The sequence below is a fragment of the Bradyrhizobium arachidis genome (assembly GCF_024758505.1).
Classification (GTDB): Bacteria; Pseudomonadota; Alphaproteobacteria; order Rhizobiales; family Xanthobacteraceae; genus Bradyrhizobium; species Bradyrhizobium manausense_C.
Genome location: NZ_CP077970.1, coordinates 8,194,892 through 8,217,426, shown reverse-complemented (window position 1 = coordinate 8,217,426; position 22,535 = coordinate 8,194,892). Strand labels below are relative to the sequence as shown.

Sequence of the window (22,535 nt, the reverse complement as noted above, 5' to 3'; positions counted from 1 at the left end):
AGACAAAGCCATGAATCCAATTACCACCGCCCCGGTCCGGAAGTTCCACGGGCACCTCGACACGGAGATCGTCTTCATTCCCGGGCGCGTCATCGGTGCGAAGGAGACGAAGTACGTCGTGGCCCAGGAGCGCGAGGTCAGCTACCGCTTCTACCCGCACTTTCACCCCCATGTCGGACAGCTCGCCCAAAGGCTACTCCGCAAAGGGACGGCGGGCCTGCAGGCCGCTGACACGGAGTACGTAGCCGGCGCTTCCTTCCCGGGCAGCATCGAAGTTGCGCTGATGAAGAACACCAACATCATCGTTGACGCAGGCTCGGCTATCGCCCTGCTCGCGGACGTGCAGGCACCCGGCGGGGTCCTGATTGCACACTCCGCCAAGATGCAGCATCACACGCCCGCTGCTTTGCCTGATGGACTGACGGCGACCCTTGTGGAGGGGATGAGGGAGACACCGAAGTCAGGCACGGCATTCACTCTGTCTCAGGACATGGTAGCCGTCCTCCTGGGTGATGCGAAGATAAGCCCGCCTGGAGGGACGTTGATTACGCTCAACGACGGAGGCTCAGCGACACTCCCGGCGGGCACGTCGGTCGTGTTGGCCAGCGGAGCGCAGCTCACCATCCCGAATGGAACGCAGGTGACGCTCCTCAGGAGGAAGCCAGTGCCGGTCCTGTACGCTGACATCTTCTCACCGACGAAATACAAGCCGTCGGAGCTCGTTGACCGGCCGTACCCGGTCAAAGACCTGGATTTCACCTCGGGCGGCGCCTATTCGGTTTACAACTGGGAGCTCTTTTTTCACGTTCCGCTCACCATCGCTATCCATCTGAGTAAGAACCAGCGCTTCGCCGAAGCCCAACGGTGGTTTCATTTCCTCTTCGATCCGACGGATGACAGTGAGGGGCCCACGCCCGAACGCTTCTGGAAGGTGCGTCCCTTCCAGCACATGGACGTCAAGCAAATCGAGGACATCCTCGTGAACCTCGCCACCGGCGGCGACGAGGCACTCCGCAACGAGACGGTACGAAGCATCGAGGCGTGGAAGGACGCCCCTTTCCGACCGCACGTCATCGCGAGATACCGGCAGCAAGCGTACATGTACAAGACCGTCATGGCGTATCTGGACAACCTGATCGCCTGGGGCGACTCGTTGTTCCGGCAGGACACGGGCGAAGCCATTGACGAAGCGCTCATGATCTACGTGCTGGCCGCGAACATCCTCGGACCTCGCCCGGAGGCAGTTCCGAAGAGGGGGGGGGGTCGCCCACAGACGTACGCGAACCTGAGGAACGACCTCAAGCAGTTTGGCACCGTCATGCGCGATGTTGAGGCCGATATCCCCTTCGACCTCCTCCCGTTCCCAGGGGAGACCTCGGATGAGAGCGATCGCCTGGCGACGGTGCGCAGCTTAAACAAGGCGCTGTACTTCGGGGTTCCGCGCAACGACAAGTTGCTCGGGTACTGGGACACTGTCGCAGATCGCCTCTTCAAGATTCGCAATAGCCTGAACATCCAGGGCATCTTTCGTCAGCTGGCGCTGTTCGAGCCACCTATCGATCCGGCTATGCTGGCGCGAGCCGCAGCCGCAGGCTTGGACGTGGGAGCCATCGTCAACGGCCTCAACCAGCCCCTTCCGCTGGTGCGCTTCCAGATCCTGGTGCAGAAGGCCGGCGAAATCGTCCAAGAGGTCAAGTCGCTCGGCAACAATCTGCTCTCGGCGATGGAGAAAGAGGACGGCGAGGCCCTTGCGATTCTGCGTTCCAAGCATGAGCGCGTGGTCATGGAGATGACTGAGCACGTGAAGTATGGACAACTGCATGAGGCAATCAAGTCGAAGGAGGGGTTGCTCAAGTCTCTGGCGCTCGCCGTGCAACGCTACACCTACTACGAGCGGCAGCTGGGAAAGAAGGACGACGAAATCGAGAAAGCAATACCGCCGTGGACCGACCTAGACGCCGAGAGCCTCGAGAAGATGAAGTTCGCGATGAAGGAGCCCGAAGTAGCTCTGCGCGACATTGAGATCGACATCGCCCAGAACCTCGGTGACGCCGGGGGAAAGATCGTGAGCAGTCACGAGCGGACTGAGATCACCAAGCTCGCGGAAGCAAGGGACTTGAACGAAGGGGCGTCTGGAAAAGAGAGGATCGGCGCGGGGCTAAGCCTGCTGCCCGAGCTGGGTGTCGCGTTTGAGTTCTGGGGAATCGGTGGAAACCTGAGTTTTGGGGGGTCTGCATTATCGCGGGCGATGTCGTTTTGGGCCGGCTTTGCTCGGGCCGACGCGGAGAAACGAACCTACGAATCCGGCGGCTCTGCGCGCGTGGGGACATACAATCGCCGCGAGCAAGATTGGGCGTTCCAGAGCAACTTGGCAGCCGGAGAGATCGCGCAGACGTTCAAGCAGTTCCGTGCGGCGGAGCTTCGACAAGCCATTGCCGAGCAGGAGTTGAAGAGCCACCGAAAGCAGATGGAGCACGCGGCGGAAACCGAGCGATTCCTGAATGAGGAGGGAGCGCAGAAGTCGGGCAAGAAGACGAACAAGGCGCTCTACACGTGGATGAAGCGCGAGGTGAAGGGTCTCTACGCCCAGTGCTTCCAGATCGCGTTTGACGCGGCCAAACGGGCCGAGCGCGCACTGCAGCATGAACTCGGAAACCGAGAGCTGACGTATCTCCAGTTCGGCTATCTCGCCGGGAAGGAAGGGCTCCTTTCTGGGGAGAAGCTGTACCTCGACATCAAGCGGATGGAGATTGCGTACCACGAGCTGAATCAGCGCGAATACGAGATGACCAAGCATGTGAGCCTGCTCCAAGTGGCCCCGCTCGCGCTGCTCAGTTTACGGAGGACCGGCCGCTGCACAGTTGCGCTTCCTGAATCCCTTTTCGACATGGATGGCCCAGGCCACTACTTCCGCCGTATCAAGTCGGTGGCTCTCAGCATCCCGTGTGTCAGCGGGCCCTATGCAAGCGTAAACTGCACGCTAAGCCTGCTCAAGAGCGGCATCCGCAAGACGCCGGTTCTCCGCGACGGAGTCTACGCTCGCGAGAACGCGGAGGATGATCGGTTCGAAGACTACTTTGGGAGTCTGCAGTCGATCATCACGAGTTCGGCGCAAAGCGACGGCGGTCTCTTCGAGACGAATCCGCGCGACGAGCGCTACTTGCCGTTCGAGAACGCGGGAGCCATCAGCGAGTGGCAGCTCGAACTGCCTGGCAACCCGAGCAAGGGCGATCCGGTCCAGTTCGACTACGAGACGATCAGCGACGTTATTCTGCACATCCGCTACACGGCCCGCGAGGGTGGATCGTTGCTCCGTCAAGGAGCAATCACCAACCTGAAGTCCTTGATCGACGATGCGAAGGCAGTGGGGTCTGTTCGACTGTTTTCTGTTCGAGACGAGTTTCCAAACGAGTGGGCGAAGTTCCAGGGGCAGGTCCCTGGTGCCAACCAGCGCTTTGTGCTCGAGCTCGGACTTCGCGAGGAACACTACCCGTTCTGGAGCAAAGGTCGCCTGACCAGCGTGACCCGGGTGGATGTCGTCGCGCGTAGCAGCAAGGCGGCAACGCCCGCGACCCTCGACGTGTTCGACAAGGCGGACAAGACCGACGGCGCAACTAAGCACGACACGCTCACCAAGGATGTGACAATGGGAAAAGTGCTCACCGGAAACTTCACGAGCATGGCTTTGCCAGCTGCACCTGTAGGGGACCTGAAGCTCTTTTTCGACGACAAGGAACTCGGGGACCTGTGGATTGCAGTTACATGGAGCGGCACGTAGCGTCCTGCTGCGGAATCCTCCGCGCTCAAGCAGCGGCCTCGAGCAGCAAATTGAGCTGGTCGGTTTCCGTGAGACGCCTCTTCCCGAGGAGTAGGCCTGTCGCCGTTCCTGCGATAGCGGGTATCGCGATGTAGCGAACCCCCAGACTCAAACCCTGAGCTGATGCCGGTTTGATGAACACCGGGTTGAGTAATCCCACCTTGCGCTCGAACTCAACCGGGCTGAGATAACCGATGGTCGAGTGCCTGCGGGTCGTGTTGTACAACAAGGCTCAAGAACGCCCACAGGACCGTTCTTCGCGAGGTTCTTTATCGACATCATCCCTGGTTTGGTCGCCGAGTTTGCGTTCATGGAAGGGTCGAGAAGGCTGATGATGTCGCTTTCCGCTGCTCTCTTGATGGATCGCAAGCGGATCGATGGTTGGAGGTTCCAGCATGGATGTTCGATCGGGCAGTATGCCCTTACGCTGAGCCTTTGACAGCTCAGCCGTTTGTCAGCATTGACGCACTTTCGGCGCTCTCTGCGCTTCTCGATCTGGCGTTGAAGGATCGAACGCCATCAGCTGCCCTGCTTTCTGGCGCATCCAGAGCCTCTCACGACCAGAATCGGGGAGAGACTCATGTCACGGCAGACGGCAGTGCCAGGGAGCGGATACCGACACGATCGACAACCGCGGCCGCAGCAGCAGATGGATCTGTTCGGGAGTGGCCTGCCGAACGGCGCCATCGGCGCGCCCACATGGCTGGATCTGCCAGCAGAAGCGCGGGCAGCGCTCACGAGCCTGATGACGCAGTTGATCCTCGACCATGCTGCGATGACAGCGACGCCGCCCGCGAAGGAGGTCGATCATGATCTCTGACAAGGTCAGGCCTCATCATCTGGAGCGCAAGGCGATTCTTTACGTGCGTCAATCTTCGGCCCATCAGGTGTTGCACAATCGCGAGAGCAGCGCGCTGCAATACGCCATGCGAGACCGGCTGACGGCACTCGGGTGGTCAGAAATTGAAGTGATCGATGATGATCTCGGTCGTTCAGCCGCCGGCGGCATACAACGCGCCGGATTCGAGCGAATGGTGGCGGAGGTTTGCCTCGGCAAGGTTGGTGCGGTTTGCGCCCGCGAGGTCTCGCGCTTCGCCCGCAACAGCCGGGATTGGCAGCAACTCATCGAGATGTGCCGCGTGGTCGATACCGTTCTGGTCGATCAAGAGACTATCTATGCGCCAAGGCACGGCAACGACCGCCTGCTGCTCGGGCTCAAAGGCAGCCTCAACGAGTACGAGCTGGATCTGTTGCGCCAGCGCTGGCTCTCGGCCCGCTACGAGAAGGCACGCCGGGGCGAGTTGGTTGTGACAGCGCCCGTCGGCTTCGTGAAGGCCGGCGACCGTTATGAGAAAGACCCGGATCGGCGTGTCCAGGAAGCGATCAAGCTGGTGTTCGACAAGGTCGAGGAACTGGGCAGCGCGCGGCAGGCGCTCTGCTGGCTCCACGAGTACAATCTCGATCTGCCGGTGAAGCAGACCAACGGCGACACGGCCTGGCGGCGACCAAACTACTCTGCCATCCACCGGATCATTGAGAACCCGGTCTACGGCGGCGCCTATGCCTATGGTAAGACAGCTGTGGCGGCGGGATACAGCACCGCGGGCGTGAGCGTGAAGATCCGCCGCAAGGCGCGGAACGAATGGCTGACGCTGAAGCCCAACACTCACGAAGGGTATGTGAGCTGGGAGAAGTTCGAGGCGATTCGCACCATGGTCAGCAGCAATGTTCCCACCAGTCGGCATCACGGCGCGCCCAAGCATGGTGAGGCGTTGCTGGCCGGTCTGATCCGCTGCAAGCGCTGCGGTCGCAAGCTCACACTCCGGTACTCCGGCATGGAAAACCATATCCCGCGCTACAGCTGCAGCCGCGCCTGGATGGACAATGGCGGGTCCCACTGCATCGCCTTCGGCGGACTGCGCGTCGATGACGCCATCGAGGCAGCACTGCTTGGAGTCGTCGGTCCGGGCGCTGTCGCCGCCGCAACCGCTGCCGCCAAGGGAGCCAGGGAACGGCGCGATCAGGTACGCGATGCTCTCAGTCGCGACCTCGAAGCGGCGCGCTATGCCGCCGACAGGGCTTTCCGGCAATACGATGCCGCTGATCCCGCGAATCGGCTGGTGGCCAGTGGACTGGAAGCCCGCTGGAACAGGGCGCTCGCTCACACGGCGGAGGTTGAGGCCAAGATCGCCATGCATGATGCGGCGACGCCCGCACCCCTTGCTGATCCAGTCTCGCTCGGCGTTCTGGCCTCGAACCTCAAAACGGTCTGGGATGCGCCGACGACGGATGCTCGCCTCAAGAAGCGCATTGTGCGCACCCTCATCCATGAGGTCGTGGCCGATATCGACGACGTGGCCTCCGAGATCGTTCTCATCGTTCATTGGGTGGGTGGCGCCCACAGCGAGTTGCGCTTGCCGAAGCGCCGGCGCGGACAACGCAACAGCACCTCTGCCGACATCATCCAGGCCGTACGTCAACTGGTGGTGATCGCCAGCGACGATCTGATTGCCGGCCTTCTCAATCGCAACGGCCTCAAGACCGGCAACGGCAATCGCTGGACCCGCGAGCGCGTCACATCAATGCGCTCGAACTACCACATCCCGGTGTTCAAGCCCGCCGACGACGGGATCGAGCCATGGCTCAACCTTGGCAAGGCCGCAAAGCTCTTGAAGATCGCGCCCAAGACGCTCCGGCTGGCCGCTGAAGTCGGTGAGATCGAATCCATCCATCCTCTGCCGGATGGTCCTTGGATCTTCGCCCGCACCTGGCTGATAACAACTGCTGCTCAATCTATCGCCGAACGAGCGCGACAGAACCCAAAACACCCCGCGGGATCGCATCCCGCTCAACAAAATCTCTTCTCTTCAATTACATAGCCAGATGGGTGTTCTGATGCGCAGTTGTAGAATCTTTCAATGTAGTCGAACACATCGGCTCGTGCCTCCTCTGGTCCGGTAGCTCTTGTTGGCGGTGCGTTCGGTCTTGAGCGAGGAGAAGAAGCTCTACATCGCAGCATTGTCCCAGACATTGTCGGAACGGCTCATGCTGCAGACAATGGCGTGGTCCGTCGCGAGTTGCGTCTTCATGGAGGGGCACTCATCGATCGCCAGATCGTTTGTCGACAAACACCGAGGTGATGCTGGGTGGGCCGGTATCGAGGGGCTGGACACCGACAACCCCGAGCTTGTCGAGATCGAGGTCGTCGACGAACACGTCGACCGCTCGCACCGGGTTATCCTGGGTTACATGGTCTTCGAGCGATGTCGGAAACAGTGTTCTCTGCCCGCACACAGTGCAAACTTGTGCCCTGCTTCTGGATTGATCGTTTCCGCACATGCGGTCCGGTATGGAGGGCAATTCGCACCTCAAGTTCGCCTGACGTGCGCCCTCCGATCATCCAAATGCATTCCGAATCGCTTAGGCGGTTAGCCGCGGTTCGCCAAGTGCCCAGTGGGGCGCGCGCGCTCGTCGTGAAACTCCTCTCAGCCGATTAAGGGATTGCCGCGGCAAGGTGCTTTTGGTTGGCGGACCAGCGCCGCAGATGCGTACGGTACGTGTCAACGCGCTCCGGATGCTGGGACGAGAGGTCGATCCGCTCGATCGGATCGCTTTCCAGGTCGAATAACTGTGAGCGGCCGGAGTCAAGATTGTGAATAAATTTCCAACGCTCGTCGCGCAGGCCAATGAGGCCCTGCGAATAGTCGGTGCAGAACAATGCCATATTATGCCGATCTTCGAGGATCGATCGGCCTTGGAAGCTTGCGGGTCGTGCGAGCGCTAAAAGGTCGAGGACAGTTGGCGCAGTATCCACTAGGCTTACCACCCGGCCCAAGCGAATCGGCGCGCGGATGAGTCCTGGAGCCACCACGAGGTATGGTACTCGTATGTTCTCCTCGTAGATGAATATGCTATGGCCAAAATTCCCTGCGTGTTCACCGAACGCTTCTCCGTGATCACCGAAGATCACCAAAAGCGTGCGCTCCAACAAGCCGCGGGAACGCAGTCCCTGCACCAGACTACCGATAATATGATCGCTGTAATGTAGCGCATTTCGATAGCGGCCGATCAAATGACCTTCGAGGAATGGACCGGCGGTCGGCGTGACGTAGGGGTGGTGGCCGGCAATCGGCATGTACGTTAGATGAAACAGCCGCTCGCCGCCGGCATCAATCCAGGCGAGCATTCGGCGCAGCGTCGACTCTTCATCGATGCCGAAGCTCGATTCATGCTTGCCCCCGATATCCCCGGCATCCTCCAGCGTCTCATAACCGCGATTGCGTAGGACTTCAGCCATTCCGAGATAGCGAAACCGTCCGGAATGAAACAGACCCGTGCGGTAACCGGCCATTGACAGAAGGCTTGCCAGGGTCGGCCCGGGGAGGTGCTCGTAGCGCTCGGCCTCCGTGTCAACCGCTGGATATATAGCGGACTGCACCGCCACCAGGCTTTTGATCGTTTCCGGGTAAACCGTATATGCGTTCTCGGCAAGAATGGCCTGTGCCGCGAGTTCGGTCAGGTTAGGCATCGGGTCCTCCACGGCGCCGTAGGATCGTAGGTAGCGCGCTGCCGTGGACTCCAGATGAATGATAATGATATTGCGCCCGCGGGCCGCGCCACGCCACTGTGTGAGGTCCTGCGATTGCCTAGCTTCGAAGGAACTGAGACTCCAGTCAGCGTCATGCAGGACGCCGGCAACGCGTGGCAGTGCCGTGACTACGAACGCCACCACCGGGTTCCGGTGCAGTCCCTCGGTCTCGACACGGGCCGATGCAACTGGCCCAAGCACCACAAGCAGGCCGACCGCAATCATCGCTTTGACACGGTGCACCATCGGCAGGCTGGGCAGCGTAAGGGGCAGCGCGAATGCGAGGACCAGAACAGCTGCGACGCGCAGAAGATTAGGGCCGGTGACGTAGTAAAGTATGGAGTCCGTTATCGTGCTGCTGGCTGCGCGCAGCATTGGCACGGTCAGCGGACTTGAAAGCGCGCGGGCGATCGGCACATTTATCGCCGCGTAACCGACCAACAGTGCGTAAACGCTCCAGCTTGTCCACGGGCGTCGCACTACCGAGTCGAGCGCGGCGTACAGCGCCACTATCAGCAAATCCTGCCAGATAAAAGCCAAAGGGGTCCAAGCCGTCCAGACGAATTCACGGTCCCAAAGCACCAAGACCTTGGCCAATACAAGCACGCAGAGCAAGCTGAGCGGTCTCATGGCTGCATCAAGTTCAGGCGCTTGAGCAGGACCCAAGACACGACGCGGCTCGTACCGCGCCGCCGCCATACCCAGTCGTGCACCAGCAGGAGGGGCGCTGGCGGCTGCCGGTAGAGCGCTGCGCGGTCCCCCACGTAAGCGAGCGGAATGACCACCAGATCGTATCCGCGATGGCGTTCCGGATCATACCAGTCATGAACGACCCCTACACCTCTGGGCAACATGGCGCGCGCGATATCGAGATTCTCGATGCGACCGTCGATCACTACCAGCTCAGCGTCTGGAATGAGCCGGTGTAGCAGCAAAGCGCTTCGTGGGAACAGCCCACCGCCGACAATCGCCGCGCGAGCGACTCGCCGTCCCGACAATAGCGCACCAAGCGCGCGCTCGTGTCGGCGCAAAACAAACTTCTGCAACCAGGGAAAGCACAGCACCAGACGCTCGAGCCCATCGAGGTTGCAAGCGTCAAGCCAGCGTAGGATCGCCGGCCAGCGATTCGCAACGGCGTCGGGATGGATGAGTTCCGGCAGTGCGGCCCAACAACTCTGCGGATTCGCGTGATGCTCGGCGTGATAGCCGTCATTGAGGAATAGCCAGTTATATCCGAGTCCATAGTGGCTGACTGTCTTGCCATTCTGATGCTCGTAGTGGCCATGTAGTGCACAGAGCGTCAGGCCGAGGATGTAGCCCGGCGCGTAGACCGTGAGAAAAAAGCCCGATGCAAACGCCAGCATTGAGCCCCATATCGTGGCGATCAGCATAATCTCTGCGGCTACCTTATGCGATAAGTGAAACCGCGGCGGAGCGCCGGCATGGTGTGCGAGATGGCGCTCGCGCCACATCGACTGCGGAATTCCGAGCAAGGCACTGAGATAGAGTCCGAACAGGATATTAAGCGGGCGCGCACGGAAAAAAGGCGTGTGCAGGAAGTAGTGCGCAACTGTGTTGGAATTCCACCAGACACCGAGAGCTACCACCGGCAGCACGGGCACGGCGAGTAGCAGCCCGCCGTGCCCGAAGGCAAGCAGCACCAGAGCGGTGTCCTCGCGTCTGCGGAGGAGATCGCACTCCGCCACGACAGAGCTCACTATTTCGGAAATTTTCTGACAGCCACCGCCGGCGGAGCGTCATCGCGAATCAGATACATTCCGTGGTCGACGTAGTACGGGACAGATTGGGCGCTCTCCTTTTCTCCGCTGACTAACCCTGCTGCATTTCTATCGAGCCGCTGGGCCATGGTGGACCCGAACGCCACGACCTTCTTTTCCTTTTCAGGTTTCGCGGCCAAAGTAGCAAGTTCTCGCCATTCGGCGCGGGCCAGATCTTTTTTTCGATCCGGCAAGGTAAAATGCGCCCATCCTCGCTTTGGCCCCCAACTACCATCATCAAACCTGTTCTCTCTCTCAACGTCGATCTCGGAATGAAACACGCCGCCGATTTTGATCCACTCCGGCGCGTCCGCTGTTGGACCAAGTTCGACCTCTTCAACGAGGATATAAAGGCCGCTCGGTCCACTCGCGTAAACCCCACTTACCAACACTAACGAAACCCAAGCAGCAGCGAGCACTGATCCTGTCCTCATGAGTTGCCTCCCATCGGGTCATGCAGAAACTCGGCGACGTCGTTCAATAGGGGCTGCAGCAAACGCGCTGTTGCCCAAGTTTCCAACAGCCCCTTGTCTCGATCGACCATCCTGACCGCCTCCCTGGGGCGGTACTGATTTCTTGTCCGTGAGCTTCCCATATGTATTGAGCCGCGATTCAGGTGAATCCGAGCGCGCTTCCCAACCGCGCGGCGCCAGACATGATCGCTGTACGTTTCGTATGCGCGAGCAACGCTTCCTCGCTCATGCGGCTGAGAGCAAGCAAGCCGACGTCTTCGGCCATCCCGTGGATTACCTCAAGGCCTGTGATCACGGCTTCGGCGGCAATGATCTGGTAGTGCACCTCGTGCATGTCGTCTGCTTCTCCGTTCGCGCGCTCCATAATGTCGTTCAGCGTGAGACCGAACTTCTCACCGTGCAGCCAGAGCGATAGTCTTTATGTCAATGTCATCCCGTCGATGAGTACCGCATACAGAGTTGAGTCCGACCTCTTTTTGTAGAGCAACGATCTAACCGCATGTCCGCCTTCCGCGCGATAAACAGCGCGAGAGTATCCGTTCCTTCCGATAGTGCATTCAATCGCTAAAAAAATAGGCTAAAACAATACCCAAAAGCGTGCCGGACAAGGGCGGCATAGAAAGAAGATACGCATTCGCTCTTAGGTTAACGAAGATCCTGACGTTGTAATCTGCTGCCAAAGTCTAAGTATATTTTGGAGACTTGTCGCTTTGGATTGATCTAGCTCTTCCTGGTCAACAAGCAAAGGTTGTAGTTGACGTCTGCTTTGTTTGCCAAGATATGATAGCGCCCGCCCCGCTGGCGACCCAATTGTTATGGCAGGGGACCACAGCGTGGACAGGCCGTTGGCTGCGTGCACGTCCTCATAACAATCTTGGGCGGCACAAGCTATGAACACCAACGAAGCGGTTATGACCTTGCGAAGGAATAACATGCTAGTCCCCCGTTCCGGTACTGAGGTCATCAGCTCCGACTAAATCTCCCGTTGTAGTGCTGCTGATCAAAGGCCGATCGGTTCGAGCGCGTTATTGTCGCGCCATTGATCTCAAGTGCTGCAACTTGCAGTATCGCTAAATAACAACGACTGAGAATATACCATCGAAGGTTCACTGACTAGTGAAGTTCAATTTGAGGGGCCATTGGTCGCAGACCGGTCAGGATAACTTACGCAAGCGGGTACTGCGAGGTTGGATCCTGCTGGCACTGCGGGCTGGACTGGCAAGAGCCGCTTCGGTCGTGAGCGTCATCCGGCAAAGCTCTCTGTTACTAACTTACAACCTCATACCCGTTATCGGGAGCACAGCTAGTAAATACCGATGAGACCCTCGCGATCGAAGGCGCGCCACGTGACGGTCGTAAGTGGCAAAGAGACCCCGTCTAGCGGACTGGGTGAGCGATCGGCTATCGGCTGCTGAGTGGGCCGATGTGAGCTTCTATGTCTGCGCCTAGTTCTGGAACTAGAACCTTTGATCGAAGCGGTCGCCGACCGTCTTGAGGGAGCGCCGCGGCAGCCTCGCCGACGCTGGTTGGACGAGTTCAAGGCGCAAGTTGTGACAGAGGCGCTGGAGCCTGGTGCGAGCCTATCGGCGATCGCCCGCCGGATCGGCATTCACCCGTCGCAGCATTCGCCTGGCGCCGTGATGCTCAGGCCGAGCGGCATTATCGCTTGCGGCACTCGAGTTGCGAGGGTGTGGTGGCGTCTGTGGGAGGCGCAGTGATCGAGATTGCCATTGGCGAGGTCGTCGTGCGCGCCGGCGTGGATGTCGACGAGGCGCACTTGCAGCGGGTGATCCGGGCGGTCCGTTCGGCATGATCCCCTCTGGTTTGAAGGTGTTCCTCGCCAGCCATCCAGTCGACTTCCGCAAAGGTATCGATGGCCTTGTTGCGCTTGTGGGCGATGCGACGTCAAGAAGGCCGAACGGCTCTTTGCCGACGAAACCACCTTGCCGACGCTCGCTCCCGGCTCCGGATCGACGAAGACGGCCTACTTATGGGCCTATGCCCGAGATGACCGAACCTTTGGCCGCAGCGATCCGCCGATGGTGGCTTATCGCTTCGAAGACAGCCGCTCCGGCGAATGCGCGGTCCGCCATCTCAATGGTTATCGCGGCATCCTGCAAGTAGATGGCTATGCCGCTTATAACAAGTTGGCGCGCCCCGATCGCGGCAATGATGGCATCACATTGGCTGGCTGCTGGTCACACAGCAGGCGCAAGTTCTATGAGCTGCATGTTGCAGGGAGCTCGGAAGTGGCAACGGTGACGGTCGAGCGGATGGCAAAGCTCTGGCAGATCGAGAAGACCGTGCGCGGTCAAAGCCCCGACGCACGCGTTGCTGCGCGCCAACAAGCCTCCGCGGCAGTCGTCGCAGATCTCTTCGATCTCTGGCAGCAGACGTTGCGGCGGATCTCCGGCAAATCAAAACTGGCCGAGGCGATCCGCTATGCTGTCTCGCGCCGTGCCATCTTCGAACGCTTCCTCACCGACGGCCGCATTGAGCTCGACTCCAACATTGTCGAACGCGCCATCAGGCCACCAACAATTACGAGAAGGAATAGCCTCTTCGCTGGCAGCGACGGCGGCGGACGAACCTGGGCGACCATCGCAACACTGCTGCAGACAGCGAAGATGAACAACGTCGATCCGTTTAGAGGGGCTGGCCTTCGAGCTGATGCAGGTTGCCGTCGCGAACTTATGCGCGAGTTAGAATGTTGTGCCAGTCCTGTGTCCATTGGCTCTCGTTTCGTCATTGATGACCAAACACTCGCGTGTGCATCGCCTGGGCGACCGAGACAGCCCGTCCAGCTAATGCCGCGCGGCTTGTTGTCTTTGTCAGATTCTGGCGCGGTGTATTTGCCAAGCACCAGTACGGTCGTTCCGGTCGTCAGCGGTTCAGCAAGCGAAACGGAAGGCGCTATTATCCCAGCAGCAGAATAATGCAAATTCTCATTGGGCACCTCGCGACGACGACCGGCGCTATCAAAGCTATACTTGAGGTTGCAATCAACCAGAAACTGGCGATCTCGGCGAGCCTAGGTGGCCAATAGCGGGAGGGCGTCGCAAACTTGGGCAGCCCGAAATGCGAACACCCACACGCTCGGTCGCAAGGAAGGTTCGGCTCAGTTTCCTACCATTGAGGACCAACGGACGTCGGGCGGTGGTCCGCTCCTCGAAGGTCGACGAGGGCCTTTCTTCAGCGGTTCGCCTTCTTCGCTTGTGGCTAGTTCCGGGCTCACCGGCAACGAACCAGTGCGCTTCTAAAGGTCTATAAGACATCATGCTGCAACGCAAAGATGCGCGCGCGTTATGACCAAGAAGCCCTAGGAATCGTGCTCGCGAACCGAGCAGGGATACTCCGGCGCGCGTGACCCGGCCAGGACGTTTCAGCTTAGCAGCTAGCGTTGGCTAGCTTTCTTCAAAGCCACACTCTTGCAAGTTGTTTTGCCGGATGATTCGCGCTAGTCTATCTCCGAGTATATTGAGCTAGTCTAATTTCCTTGGAAGAACGGCCGGCTCCGCAGTGTCCAAAACCTGCGGGCGCTCGAATTCACCCTTTCGTGCAACTGCAAACCTAAGACTGATATTCGTGAGGTAGCTTAATGCGCTCAGTGACTTTACTTGCCGTTCTTGGATTGGCCTCTTCAGCGATTCCCAGCAACGTTTTGGCTCAATCGGCTGCAATGGACCTTACCCTCTACCATCCACGGCAAGAGGCACCTCTCAGCGACCAGCGGATTTATAAGCTCACCTTCAGTTGCAACGCACTTGCCAACCTGACCAATGGGCAGGCCTCAAATATTTTCATCAGAGAGAATGCAACATCGAGCCATTTCATCGTCATCAACGACAAGCTCATGAGTTCGGACACGGCCGGCAATACTACCGTCCCAACCACCGGCGTGGCATTTTTTCCGGTATTTGCGATCACCAAAGGCGTGATCAAGATAGACAATCGCGGTGCATGCTTGAGTACGCAATACATCACCGGCGGCCCTGAACTTTATTTGCAGGCCTACGCAAATTATTCAACGCAGAACGAGCCCGGCATATTGCTTAGTCTTGGCTATGCAGTTGCTGGCTTAATCCCGCCGCTATGGGCGATGTTCAACGGAAAGCTCTCGGGCCCGACAAAAGACCAGTTGACCGCATTTGGAAATACTGAGGATCCACTGAAGAAAACCCTGTCGGCACTCAATACAGAGGAAAATTATCCAGTCAGCAGAAGACTATCGCCAGGCGACTACGAAGTGAGAACCGCTTTCAGCTCGGTAAAGATTAACGTCAAATATGTGCCGTCGATTATAAACGACGGTGGCGACACGGCTATGAAATTCTTTCGCAAGCAGATCGACACCTCGCCGCAGAAAATCGATGCCAATAACCTAGGCCTTTGTACCAATCTCGCAGGAGATCTCGTTGCAATCGGGTTCTCAAAGGAAAACGACATTCCGTACGCGCTGGCTTACAAAGGTATCCGGTCTGGACTGACGGCAGCACAAGCCAGCCAGTGTCTAGGCGATGACTATGCCATCGCAGCAGCTTCTATCAAGTCGGGCTTGTGGGAGTTTGCAGGCAGAGCAAACCAAGTGCTTACGCCTAAGGAGGCTACTATAGAGCACCCTCCGCAGGCGCCGGTCCCATACCAACCTGATTTTGACGAGAACAGGCTGAAACGCTTTACAGATGCGCTTTCCAGGCTGACGCGCTCGGAGCCGGTCGCGAACTCCGATAGAGCCGCATTTTCGAAGACGCTGAAGGAGCCTGTAACGCTCGACGATGAGTCGGTCAGCAAACTTTTTGGCGGAGAACCTAAGGATTATGCAGCCGGAGCGGATCTTGCGGAATTTTTCGTGAAGTCCGGATACCGACGCTTTGGCTGCTATCAAGCGACGAACCTTGGCCAAAAGCTTGATGGCGGTAAGACGCTCTTGTTCGCTTTCAAAGCGGACAAGGATGATGCGACCCTCAGCATAGAGAACGTGGCTCTGCTCAAGCCGATTTTTAACGAGACAGCCGCGGTGACTAAGCTGGTCGCGTACGATGATTTCGATTGGATCACGGCCTCTATGGAAAGCCGGAAATGGATGTGCGGGCGAATCGCGATCAAAAAGCCGAGCCAACAATCCTCGCCAGCTGTCGCGGCGTCGGCTCCGCACTAGCTTCGGTGGCACCCCAAACGCTGAAATAGGCTCCCCCGGACTACGCAGAATCTTCCCGAACGGGGCAGGCTGGCCGGCGAAAATCGAGGACTATTGCAGCCCGCAGCACTTCTTGTTAAGGTTGTGGTATCGGCCGGTATAATGAATCGGTGGCAATATCATTGAACTTGGCTATCGCTTCGGCACCTACATGCGCCGAGGTTTTCGTAATTAAATGTAACGTTACTGAAGGGGGCGGTGTGCGCTTGAGTGGTTCGGTCGCGACAAAGCGGTAGTCGATACTCGTTACGCGTTTGCGCGATTACAATAGAGCGAGGCGCTGAACCGAACGCGCGGGCATGTTGCCGCGTTTCCAAGAATTAGAGCGAATGCAATACGGCAAGAAGACCTTGCGAGCAAGATATGGCAAAACTCAGTCTCTACTTCGGAAACCATAGTGGCGTTTTGAGGATTTATGTTGGCTTCTTTCAGGTGGGATCTGGCACCTTCACCGTTCTCAATGACCGCGAAGTAGACTTTGTAGGTTCTTACCAAGCATTCGGACAAGCCGGCACTGTCACGATCCGCATCCGACTCAACGACGGCAGTCCAGCTGCGGCTTCTGGTTCATGTGAGGTCACGCTGAACGGGAGTACTGATGCTTCGGCCAAGTTCGAGGTTCACGGCGTGAAGCTCACGATTGTCACGACATTAAATCGAACGCCAGTCGCCATATTCCGCAACCAAAACGGGACTCAGATTGACGGTATTTCTGATCACAGCTTTTGGATCGGGACTGTCTGAAGCAGAGCTGCCTGGCTCATAAGTGATACCTCGCTAAATGCTGCGACATTCGGGGCTTTGCCGCCCGTTGGAAAATCTGGCTTGGAAAGAATTGCATGCAGCTGTTGCTTACCGTCCTGACAGCTCTATTTATTCAGGTTATGGCCGCCGGCTCCGCCGCGGCACAGTTCTGTCCGAGCGCCAACCAATGCCGGCAAACGCCACCCGCCGGAAAGTTGCGGTTTGATCCGAATAGTGCGGGGCAAAGGGTTTGGACGACGCCATGCGGGCCGAATACCAACGGGCATGCTCCCGACCAGATCTGCAGGGAGATCGCTTCGTGTGCTAATGCGGGCGGGTTTGGAAAATTCCTGAAAGCGGTGTCGGGCCAATGTCAGGAAAAGCACTTTGATGGCTATTTTGGGCTCGACGGCATGACATTTGGCATCCTTGATTGGACGTCGTCGAACCTCCCGGGCCTGCTCAAGGCCTATCAACAGCGCGGCCCTGCATCGTTTGCCGCGCAATTCGACAAGCTTAACCTGCCGACGAAAGACGGATGCCTTGATCGGGAATGGACCTGCCGGGCCAACCAACAGGCGGAGTTGATGTGCAAGCCAGATTTCCGGTCGGCATTCGCCGCTGCTTTGAAGACGGTTGAATTTCGTAAAGCGCAGATGGACTACGCGCTCGCGGAGTATGAGCTGCGGCTCGCCCGTTATGCCTCGCTCGGTCTCAAGACTGAGTTTGGAAACACCGCCATGGCGGTGGTCGCAAACAACCTCAGGCGCACCCAAAGCTGCCAGCCTGTCGTGTGGAAGGAGGCCTGCAAAGCGAAGGCGGACGAATGGGACATGGTCAATTGCATGCTCGACCAATACGTAAAGGGGACATGCCGCGGCTCACTGAGAGGCTCGCTCAGCAGAGTTGCATCCATCAGAGCCGTGTTTCCCAAGGATGAGCGTGGGGGCACGGTTCATCCCACCGCGTCTGCGGTCGAACAATGCGTTGCGGATTGGAGCCGATGACGCGGAGAATTTATCTAGCGTCGTTGATTCTTTGCGCGGCAACGCTTAGCCGCGCCGATGAACCCGCAAATCATGATGAAAGCCTTCAGAAGTCGGTTGAGGCTTTCCAAGCACGGTATGCGCTCACAACGCTTTACGAAAGCGCCGTCGACGATCATGGCCAGGGAAAGCCGGACCTATGGGGAGTGCGCAATTTCCGCGCAGTCCTTCCCGGTATCCTGTATCGCGCAGGCGCTAATAATTCGTACCGCGCAGCCTATGGAAAACCACAGCTGCCAAACAACGGGCCTCTTCCCGAAGAGGGGCTCACTAACCTATGTCAGGAAGGATTTTCACAAGCATACTATGTCTATGGTGCTTCCGGGTTTAAGCCTGCGCCTACGCAGTGTGAACGAAATGGCACGACCAACGTCTTTAATTACAGCGCTTTGCATCCTCAATATTCCGATCATGGTCGAAAAACGTTTCTGACCGCCATTCGCGACAGGATCGTGAGCGGCAATCACGAACCCATCCTGGTTCACTGCTGGAATGGCTACCATGCTTCCGGGGTTTCATCTGCCATCGCCCTTCGTCAGTTCTGTGGATTGAGCGCCGAGGAGGCCGTCACCTACTGGATCACGACCGCAACGCCGTTGGAGGAGAAGGCAAGGGAGCGGTCCCTCGCACAAATACGCAATTTCAAGCCCATTGAATCACTCTCGATCACGGCGAAACAACAGCAAATGGTATGTTTCCAAGGGCCTATCGCGGGCCAGCATGCGGTCTGGCGCTTACCGCGCTAGAAGAGCGAGCTGCGCCGGACTTATCCTCAAGACGCGGCGAGCGGAGCCAAGGAATTTTCCGCAAACGTAGTCGAACGGTTCATTTGAGGAGAAAATCGCATGACGGACGGCGAGAAAATGCTCCGGCTGGCCCGGACGCGTATCGGCGAGAGGTACGTCAATGTCTGCGTGCCCAAGAACAACAAGAACTGGCACGGCCCGTGGGATTGCGCGGAGTTCATGTCCTGGCTGGTCTATCAGGTTGGCGGCTTCCTCTACGGTTGCGTTGATGACAACGGGAATCCCGCAACGGTTGAGGCATACACGGGCGCCTGGAAGGCCGATTCACAGCGGCTCGGAAAGCGCGTCGCCGTGAAGCAGGCGGCCTCAACGGTTGGAGGCATTCTTCTTCGTTATCCGCCTGGACCAGGCATGATGGGTCATATCGTCGTATGTGATGGTGAGGGCGGCACCGTTGAGGCGATGGGGACGGCCTATGGAGTCCGTGAGGGTAAGGTATCGGGCCGCAATTGGGATACGGGAATCCTTCTGCCGAAGTTTACGTATGGCTCTCCGGGCGAGGATCTCGAGCTTGAGAAGCCAAGCGAGCTTTACGCTCTGGGACAACCGAACATGAAGGCATCCGTCATTCGCGACATTCAGCGCACCTTGAAAGGACTTGGTTTCAACCCGGGTCCCATCAACGGCGAGTACAGCGACCTTACAGTCGCAGCGGTCGCCGCTTTCCAGGCAGTCAAAGGACTCGTGGTTGACGGACAGGTGGGCCCCCAGACTGCAAGGCGGTTGAACATTGGCCTTTAGCCGGGCCGTTGTGAGACCACAAGGCTGCGCGATTGCTGCAGCGCGAACGGGGAGCCGACTGGCAAGCGCTCGATGTGGTCGGGCTTCGGATGCCGGCGAACCGAGCGCGGTGGGACCAGCCCGGGCGGGCCGAAGAGCTGTGCCGTTTTGAAAGGATGCAGCACCTTTAGTCGGATCGCCGAGCTGGCGCCGCAGAAGAAATTGGTGTGGTCGGCAGACGTTACAGCCGTTTTGAGGTGCGCGGACAAGGCCGGGGCAGGCCCGAAAGGCCCGGCGGAGCCGGAAAGAAAGCAATTGAAGACTTTAACGTTCGTGTGATGGTTGGCTCCGCGCGCTGGATCCGAAAGCTGCAGCAAAATAAAATCTTGTTCGACGTGCCGATAAGTACTTCGCAGAAACGGAGTCAGTTGGTTCACTGATAACGTTTTCAGACAATCGGAGTCACTGGGCGAACTGATAAGGTTTCATACGAAAGCTTATCAGTCTGCTGTAGGAGCCAATCGCTGGAAGTTGCCGAGACTTGGTTGGGGGTAGAGTGTCGCCCGTGAAGAATTCCGATCGGCCTGAGAGATAGACGGAAGTTGTCTCGATAAAGTATTCGTTTTTGCAGGAAAGCTGGGTGTTGGGCCGCGCTTTCTTGCGTTTTGGGATTTTGCTTTCGAGCGATTCGTGATTCCCTTGCGGCGGGTCATCGGCATTGGGAACGGCGATGAGCAAACCGCGGGACGATCGCCAGAAGGACCTGTTGCTTCCGGCGCTTGATCAAATCATCGACATGGGCCACCCGCTGGTGCAGTTGGCGGCGCTGATCGACTGGAAGTTTCTGGATGACCGTTTTGGTTCGGTGTGCCAGATCGGTCCGGGGCAGCCTGGCCTGCCGACGCGGCTTGTCGCCGGCCTGTTCATCCTGAAGCACACGCACAATCTGTCAGATGAGGTGCTGTGCGCCCGCTGGATCGAGAATCCCTACTACCAATACTTCTGTGGCGAGTTGAGCTTTTGCCACCGTTTGCCGTTCGATCGATCGTCGATGACGCGTTGGCGCCAGCGGCTCGGCGAGGAGCAGCTCGTCGCGCTGATCCAGGAAAGTCTGTCGGTGGCGCACAAGACTGGCGCCATTGGTCCAAACGACCTGGAGCGGGTGGTGGTCGATACTACGGTCCAGCCCAAGGCCGTTGCGCATCCGACCGACGCGCGGCTGATGCATCGGGCCATCATCAAGCTCGTCGGGCTCGCCAAGCGCAACCGTGTGCCGCTGCGCCAGAGCTATCTGCGCCTGGCCAAGCGCGCCGCCATCATGGTCGGCCGCTATACCCACGCCCACCAGTTCAAACGCGCCCGGCGCCAGCTCAAGTTCCTACGGACACGGCTTGGCCGGATCATCCGCGACATTCGCCGCAAGATTGATGGCGATGCGGTGCTGGAAGCTCGCTCCGGCCCGCTGCTCGGTTTAGCGCAGCAGGTGCGCAGCCAGGATCAGCATCAGCGCGGCCCCAAGGTCTATGCATTACATGCGCCGGAGGTCGAGTGCATCGGCAAGGGGAAAGCCCGCGCGCCTTACGAGTTCGGCTGCAAGGTCAGTATCGCCACCCCCGTAACGTCTCCGCAGGGCGGACAGTTCGTGCTCCATACCAAGGCCCTGCACGGCAATCATCGACGGCCACACGCTTGGCCCCGTGATCGCCGACATGGAGAAGCTCACCGGCGTGGAGGCTCGCCGCATCCACGTCGACAAAGGGTATCGCGGTCACAACCACCCGCATCGGTTCAGGGTCTGGATCTCTGGTCAGGTTCGCCGCGTCACCGCTTCCATCCGGCGCGAGATGAAGCGTCGTGCGGCTGTCGAGCCCGTCATCGGCCATGTCAAGGCCGAGCACCGCATGGATCGCAACTATCTCAAGGGCCGCCTCGGCGACCGCATCAACGCCGTCCTCGCCGCTGCCGGCTACAACATCGGCCTGCTCCTGCGATGGATCGCAGAGCTTTTGCGAGTCATCATCCGGGCGTTGGCTCAAACCGTCCTGGCACAAAAGATCGCTTAAATCAGCGATCGTCCGCGTTCTTCACGGCGGACTAGAGTTGCTCGCCGACTCGACGTCCCTCGGCCAATCGCTTGTTTCTGAATTTGCTCATGTTGCCTCTGTTCAGCTTGGGTCAGTTCGCCTTGCTGCATGATGGAACTTCCACCAGACCTTTGTGAGTGGTCGGCTGACCTGAAGCACCGGCTTGGTTCTTTCGCAGAGCCGTTGCGCGCGGTCCGAGCCTGGCGGCCGCCGGCTACTTACTGGTTCAGCACCACGATCGTGGGTTCGACTCCCACTCTCTCCGCCACGTTTCGGGTAGCCGCCGCGCCATTTCCTCCAGGAGTGCGATCCGCCGCCGGTTCACCTCCATTAGGTCGTCATAGGCTCCGAGGATCACCACAGGAAGCAGGGAAAATCTGCTGAGGTGTGTATATCAAATGCACAAATGGCATACCTTTGCCAGACCAAGCCAGAGCCCGCCAGCTCGCGATACATTCAGCCATCCAATCCTACCGCCATTTGAAAATAAGGCGGCCAGGACGAGATCACCTTGGTGTAGGCGCTGTTGAGGGCTCAACTTCCAAGACGGGGCGGATTTTCTCCTGTGGCGCAGCCAATTAGCCATAGCGCCGAGAGGCTGATGAATTTGCACGCTGAGGCGATCCGGGCTCGGAAACGGCGTTCATCATGCCCGAAATTGACGGGAATTTTGGAGACGAATTTGTAGTGCGTCGCCTTGCGACATCGTGAGCGGCGAGGCCTCTGGACCTAGTCTGGTCCTCTTTACTGACGGCGTGCACTCGCTAATCTTCTCTCATTAGGTCATTCATTTGAAAGGAGCTTTTTCATGTATCGCGTTGCCCTAGTCCTGTGGCTGCTCATCACCCCGGCCGTCGCCGAGACCTACACCAAACGAGAGTGCGCCGTCGTGGAACAGTATTTCCGGTACTGCGTGGAGATGGCTAACACCATTAATGATACCGTCGATGGCACGTGCATGGATGCCGGGGTAGGCTACAGACGGCTACGATGGAGCCGCGACAACCTCGACGTAATCACGCAGCGCCACCACCTCAGTGATACCGCATTTCCCGAACTGTGCCAGCAGGTTTGCCACGAAAAGACGACATGGCAGCGGGCGCTGAAGAAGTTCTGCCCGCGCCCCGCGCCCGCGGGCTACGCTGAGATCGTGATCCAGGAGGCCGAGGCCGCGATGCTGCGGCATTATTCGCGGGGGGAAATCAGTGCTGCTGACGCCCTCCGGTTGGCAGCGCCGGTCGCGAAGGTACTGAAGCCGTCCCGAACCAAGCCGTAGCCCGGC

16 protein-coding genes and 4 pseudogenes are annotated in these 22,535 nt (G+C 58.6%); 12 read left to right on the top strand and 8 right to left on the bottom strand.

Going from position 1 to position 22,535, the window contains the following annotated elements; translation table 11 throughout:
• The first annotated feature begins 10 nt into the window (after nucleotides 1-10).
• On the top strand, nucleotides 11-3,778 hold the full coding sequence (locus KUF59_RS38155; protein ID WP_258767886.1) for a Tc toxin subunit A-related protein: 3,768 nt from the start codon (nucleotides 11-13) through the stop codon (nucleotides 3,776-3,778).
• A 25-nt stretch (nucleotides 3,779-3,803) separates the two neighbouring features.
• On the opposite strand, the gene KUF59_RS38150 is transcribed toward KUF59_RS38155, so the two are convergent.
• On the bottom strand, nucleotides 3,804-4,043 hold the full coding sequence (locus KUF59_RS38150) for a hypothetical protein (RefSeq protein ID WP_258767885.1): 240 nt from the start codon (nucleotides 4,041-4,043) through the stop codon (nucleotides 3,804-3,806).
• A 423-nt stretch (nucleotides 4,044-4,466) separates the two neighbouring features.
• On the opposite strand from KUF59_RS38150, the gene KUF59_RS38145 reads away from it, so the two are divergent.
• Nucleotides 4,467-4,637 (top strand): hypothetical protein, encoded by a 171-nt coding sequence (locus KUF59_RS38145; RefSeq protein WP_258767884.1) that lies wholly within the window; start codon nucleotides 4,467-4,469, stop codon nucleotides 4,635-4,637.
• Nucleotides 4,627-6,696, top strand: a complete 2,070-nt coding sequence (locus KUF59_RS38140; RefSeq protein WP_258767883.1) for a recombinase family protein — start codon at nucleotides 4,627-4,629, stop codon at nucleotides 6,694-6,696. The genes KUF59_RS38145 and KUF59_RS38140 overlap by 11 nt, the downstream gene beginning before the upstream one ends.
• On the opposite strand, the pseudogene KUF59_RS38135 reads toward KUF59_RS38140, so the two are convergent.
• The 6 genes and pseudogenes from KUF59_RS38135 to KUF59_RS38110 all read right to left on the bottom strand — a co-directional run.
• Nucleotides 6,666-6,897, bottom strand: a pseudogene (locus KUF59_RS38135) (IS3 family transposase); the annotation flags it as partial. The gene KUF59_RS38140 and the pseudogene KUF59_RS38135 overlap by 31 nt on opposite strands.
• Nucleotides 6,898-6,958: 61 nt before the next feature.
• A pseudogene (locus KUF59_RS44470) lies at nucleotides 6,959-7,156 on the bottom strand (hypothetical protein); the annotation flags it as partial.
• A gap of 154 nt (nucleotides 7,157-7,310) precedes the next feature.
• Nucleotides 7,311-9,035 carry a sulfatase family protein gene (locus tag KUF59_RS38125; RefSeq protein ID WP_258767882.1) on the bottom strand — a complete coding sequence of 575 codons (1,725 nt, stop codon included), beginning with the start codon at nucleotides 9,033-9,035 and terminating at the stop codon, nucleotides 7,311-7,313.
• Nucleotides 9,032-10,066 (bottom strand): fatty acid desaturase, encoded by a 1,035-nt coding sequence (locus KUF59_RS38120; RefSeq protein ID WP_258767881.1) that lies wholly within the window; start codon nucleotides 10,064-10,066, stop codon nucleotides 9,032-9,034. The genes KUF59_RS38125 and KUF59_RS38120 overlap by 4 nt, the downstream gene beginning before the upstream one ends.
• A 56-nt stretch (nucleotides 10,067-10,122) precedes the next feature.
• Entirely contained in the window at nucleotides 10,123-10,617 is a 495-nt protein-coding gene (locus tag KUF59_RS38115) for a hypothetical protein (RefSeq protein WP_258767879.1), read from the bottom strand.
• A 178-nt stretch (nucleotides 10,618-10,795) separates the two neighbouring features.
• A complete protein-coding gene (locus KUF59_RS38110; protein ID WP_258767878.1) occupies nucleotides 10,796-10,990 on the bottom strand; it encodes a hypothetical protein in 195 nt (64 codons plus the stop codon).
• Nucleotides 10,991-12,071: 1,081 nt separating this feature from the next.
• On the opposite strand from KUF59_RS38110, the gene KUF59_RS44465 reads away from it, so the two are divergent.
• The 7 genes and pseudogenes from KUF59_RS44465 to KUF59_RS38080 all read left to right on the top strand — a co-directional run bounded on the left by KUF59_RS44465 (nucleotide 12,072) and on the right by KUF59_RS38080 (nucleotide 19,190).
• Nucleotides 12,072-12,374 carry a transposase gene (locus KUF59_RS44465; protein ID WP_408918053.1) on the top strand — a complete coding sequence of 101 codons (303 nt, stop codon included), beginning with the start codon at nucleotides 12,072-12,074 and terminating at the stop codon, nucleotides 12,372-12,374.
• Between the two features lie 183 nt (nucleotides 12,375-12,557).
• Nucleotides 12,558-13,301: pseudogene (tnpC, locus tag KUF59_RS38105) on the top strand (IS66 family transposase); the annotation flags it as partial.
• Between the two features lie 953 nt (nucleotides 13,302-14,254).
• Nucleotides 14,255-15,814: a hypothetical protein gene (locus KUF59_RS38100; RefSeq protein ID WP_258767877.1), complete on the top strand. Its 1,560-nt coding sequence runs from the start codon at nucleotides 14,255-14,257 to the stop codon at nucleotides 15,812-15,814.
• Nucleotides 15,815-16,216: 402 nt separating this feature from the next.
• The gene (locus KUF59_RS38095; protein ID WP_258767876.1) at nucleotides 16,217-16,597 is read left to right on the top strand and encodes a hypothetical protein; all 381 of its coding nucleotides are present in this window, start codon (nucleotides 16,217-16,219) and stop codon (nucleotides 16,595-16,597) included.
• A 95-nt stretch (nucleotides 16,598-16,692) separates the two neighbouring features.
• Nucleotides 16,693-17,604, top strand: coding sequence for a hypothetical protein (locus tag KUF59_RS38090; protein WP_258767875.1), 912 nt, complete (start codon nucleotides 16,693-16,695; stop codon nucleotides 17,602-17,604).
• Nucleotides 17,601-18,389 carry a protein-tyrosine phosphatase family protein gene (locus KUF59_RS38085; RefSeq protein WP_258767874.1) on the top strand — a complete coding sequence of 263 codons (789 nt, stop codon included), beginning with the start codon at nucleotides 17,601-17,603 and terminating at the stop codon, nucleotides 18,387-18,389. The genes KUF59_RS38090 and KUF59_RS38085 overlap by 4 nt, the downstream gene beginning before the upstream one ends.
• Nucleotides 18,390-18,488: 99 nt before the next feature.
• Entirely contained in the window at nucleotides 18,489-19,190 is a 702-nt protein-coding gene (locus KUF59_RS38080; protein WP_258767873.1) for a peptidoglycan-binding domain-containing protein, read from the top strand.
• Here KUF59_RS38080 and KUF59_RS38075 read toward each other — a convergent pair.
• Nucleotides 19,187-19,606 (bottom strand): hypothetical protein, encoded by a 420-nt coding sequence (locus KUF59_RS38075; protein WP_258767872.1) that lies wholly within the window; start codon nucleotides 19,604-19,606, stop codon nucleotides 19,187-19,189. The two genes, KUF59_RS38080 and KUF59_RS38075, sit on opposite strands and share 4 nt — an antisense overlap.
• Before the next feature lie 293 nt (nucleotides 19,607-19,899).
• Here KUF59_RS38075 and KUF59_RS38070 point away from each other — a divergent pair.
• Nucleotides 19,900-21,232, top strand: a pseudogene (locus KUF59_RS38070) (IS5 family transposase).
• A gap of 829 nt (nucleotides 21,233-22,061) precedes the next feature.
• Nucleotides 22,062-22,529, top strand: a complete 468-nt coding sequence (locus KUF59_RS38065) for a hypothetical protein (protein WP_258767871.1) — start codon at nucleotides 22,062-22,064, stop codon at nucleotides 22,527-22,529.
• Nucleotides 22,530-22,535: the final 6 nt, after the last annotated feature.

Coding starts and splice junctions, on each gene's coding strand:
- KUF59_RS38080 (WP_258767873.1), top strand. CDS start 18,489: ATGACGGACGGCGAGAAAATGCTCCGGCTGGCCCGGACGCGTATCGGC.
- KUF59_RS38090 (WP_258767875.1), top strand. CDS start 16,693: ATGCAGCTGTTGCTTACCGTCCTGACAGCTCTATTTATTCAGGTTATG.
- KUF59_RS38145 (WP_258767884.1), top strand. CDS start 4,467: ATGGATCTGTTCGGGAGTGGCCTGCCGAACGGCGCCATCGGCGCGCCC.
- KUF59_RS38125 (WP_258767882.1), bottom strand. CDS start 9,035: ATGAGACCGCTCAGCTTGCTCTGCGTGCTTGTATTGGCCAAGGTCTTG.
- KUF59_RS38095 (WP_258767876.1), top strand. CDS start 16,217: ATGGCAAAACTCAGTCTCTACTTCGGAAACCATAGTGGCGTTTTGAGG.
- KUF59_RS38100 (WP_258767877.1), top strand. CDS start 14,255: ATGCGCTCAGTGACTTTACTTGCCGTTCTTGGATTGGCCTCTTCAGCG.
- KUF59_RS38065 (WP_258767871.1), top strand. CDS start 22,062: ATGTATCGCGTTGCCCTAGTCCTGTGGCTGCTCATCACCCCGGCCGTC.
- KUF59_RS38140 (WP_258767883.1), top strand. CDS start 4,627: ATGATCTCTGACAAGGTCAGGCCTCATCATCTGGAGCGCAAGGCGATT.
- KUF59_RS38115 (WP_258767879.1), bottom strand. CDS start 10,617: ATGAGGACAGGATCAGTGCTCGCTGCTGCTTGGGTTTCGTTAGTGTTG.
- KUF59_RS38110 (WP_258767878.1), bottom strand. CDS start 10,990: ATGCACGAGGTGCACTACCAGATCATTGCCGCCGAAGCCGTGATCACA.
- KUF59_RS38155 (WP_258767886.1), top strand. CDS start 11: ATGAATCCAATTACCACCGCCCCGGTCCGGAAGTTCCACGGGCACCTC.
- KUF59_RS38085 (WP_258767874.1), top strand. CDS start 17,601: ATGACGCGGAGAATTTATCTAGCGTCGTTGATTCTTTGCGCGGCAACG.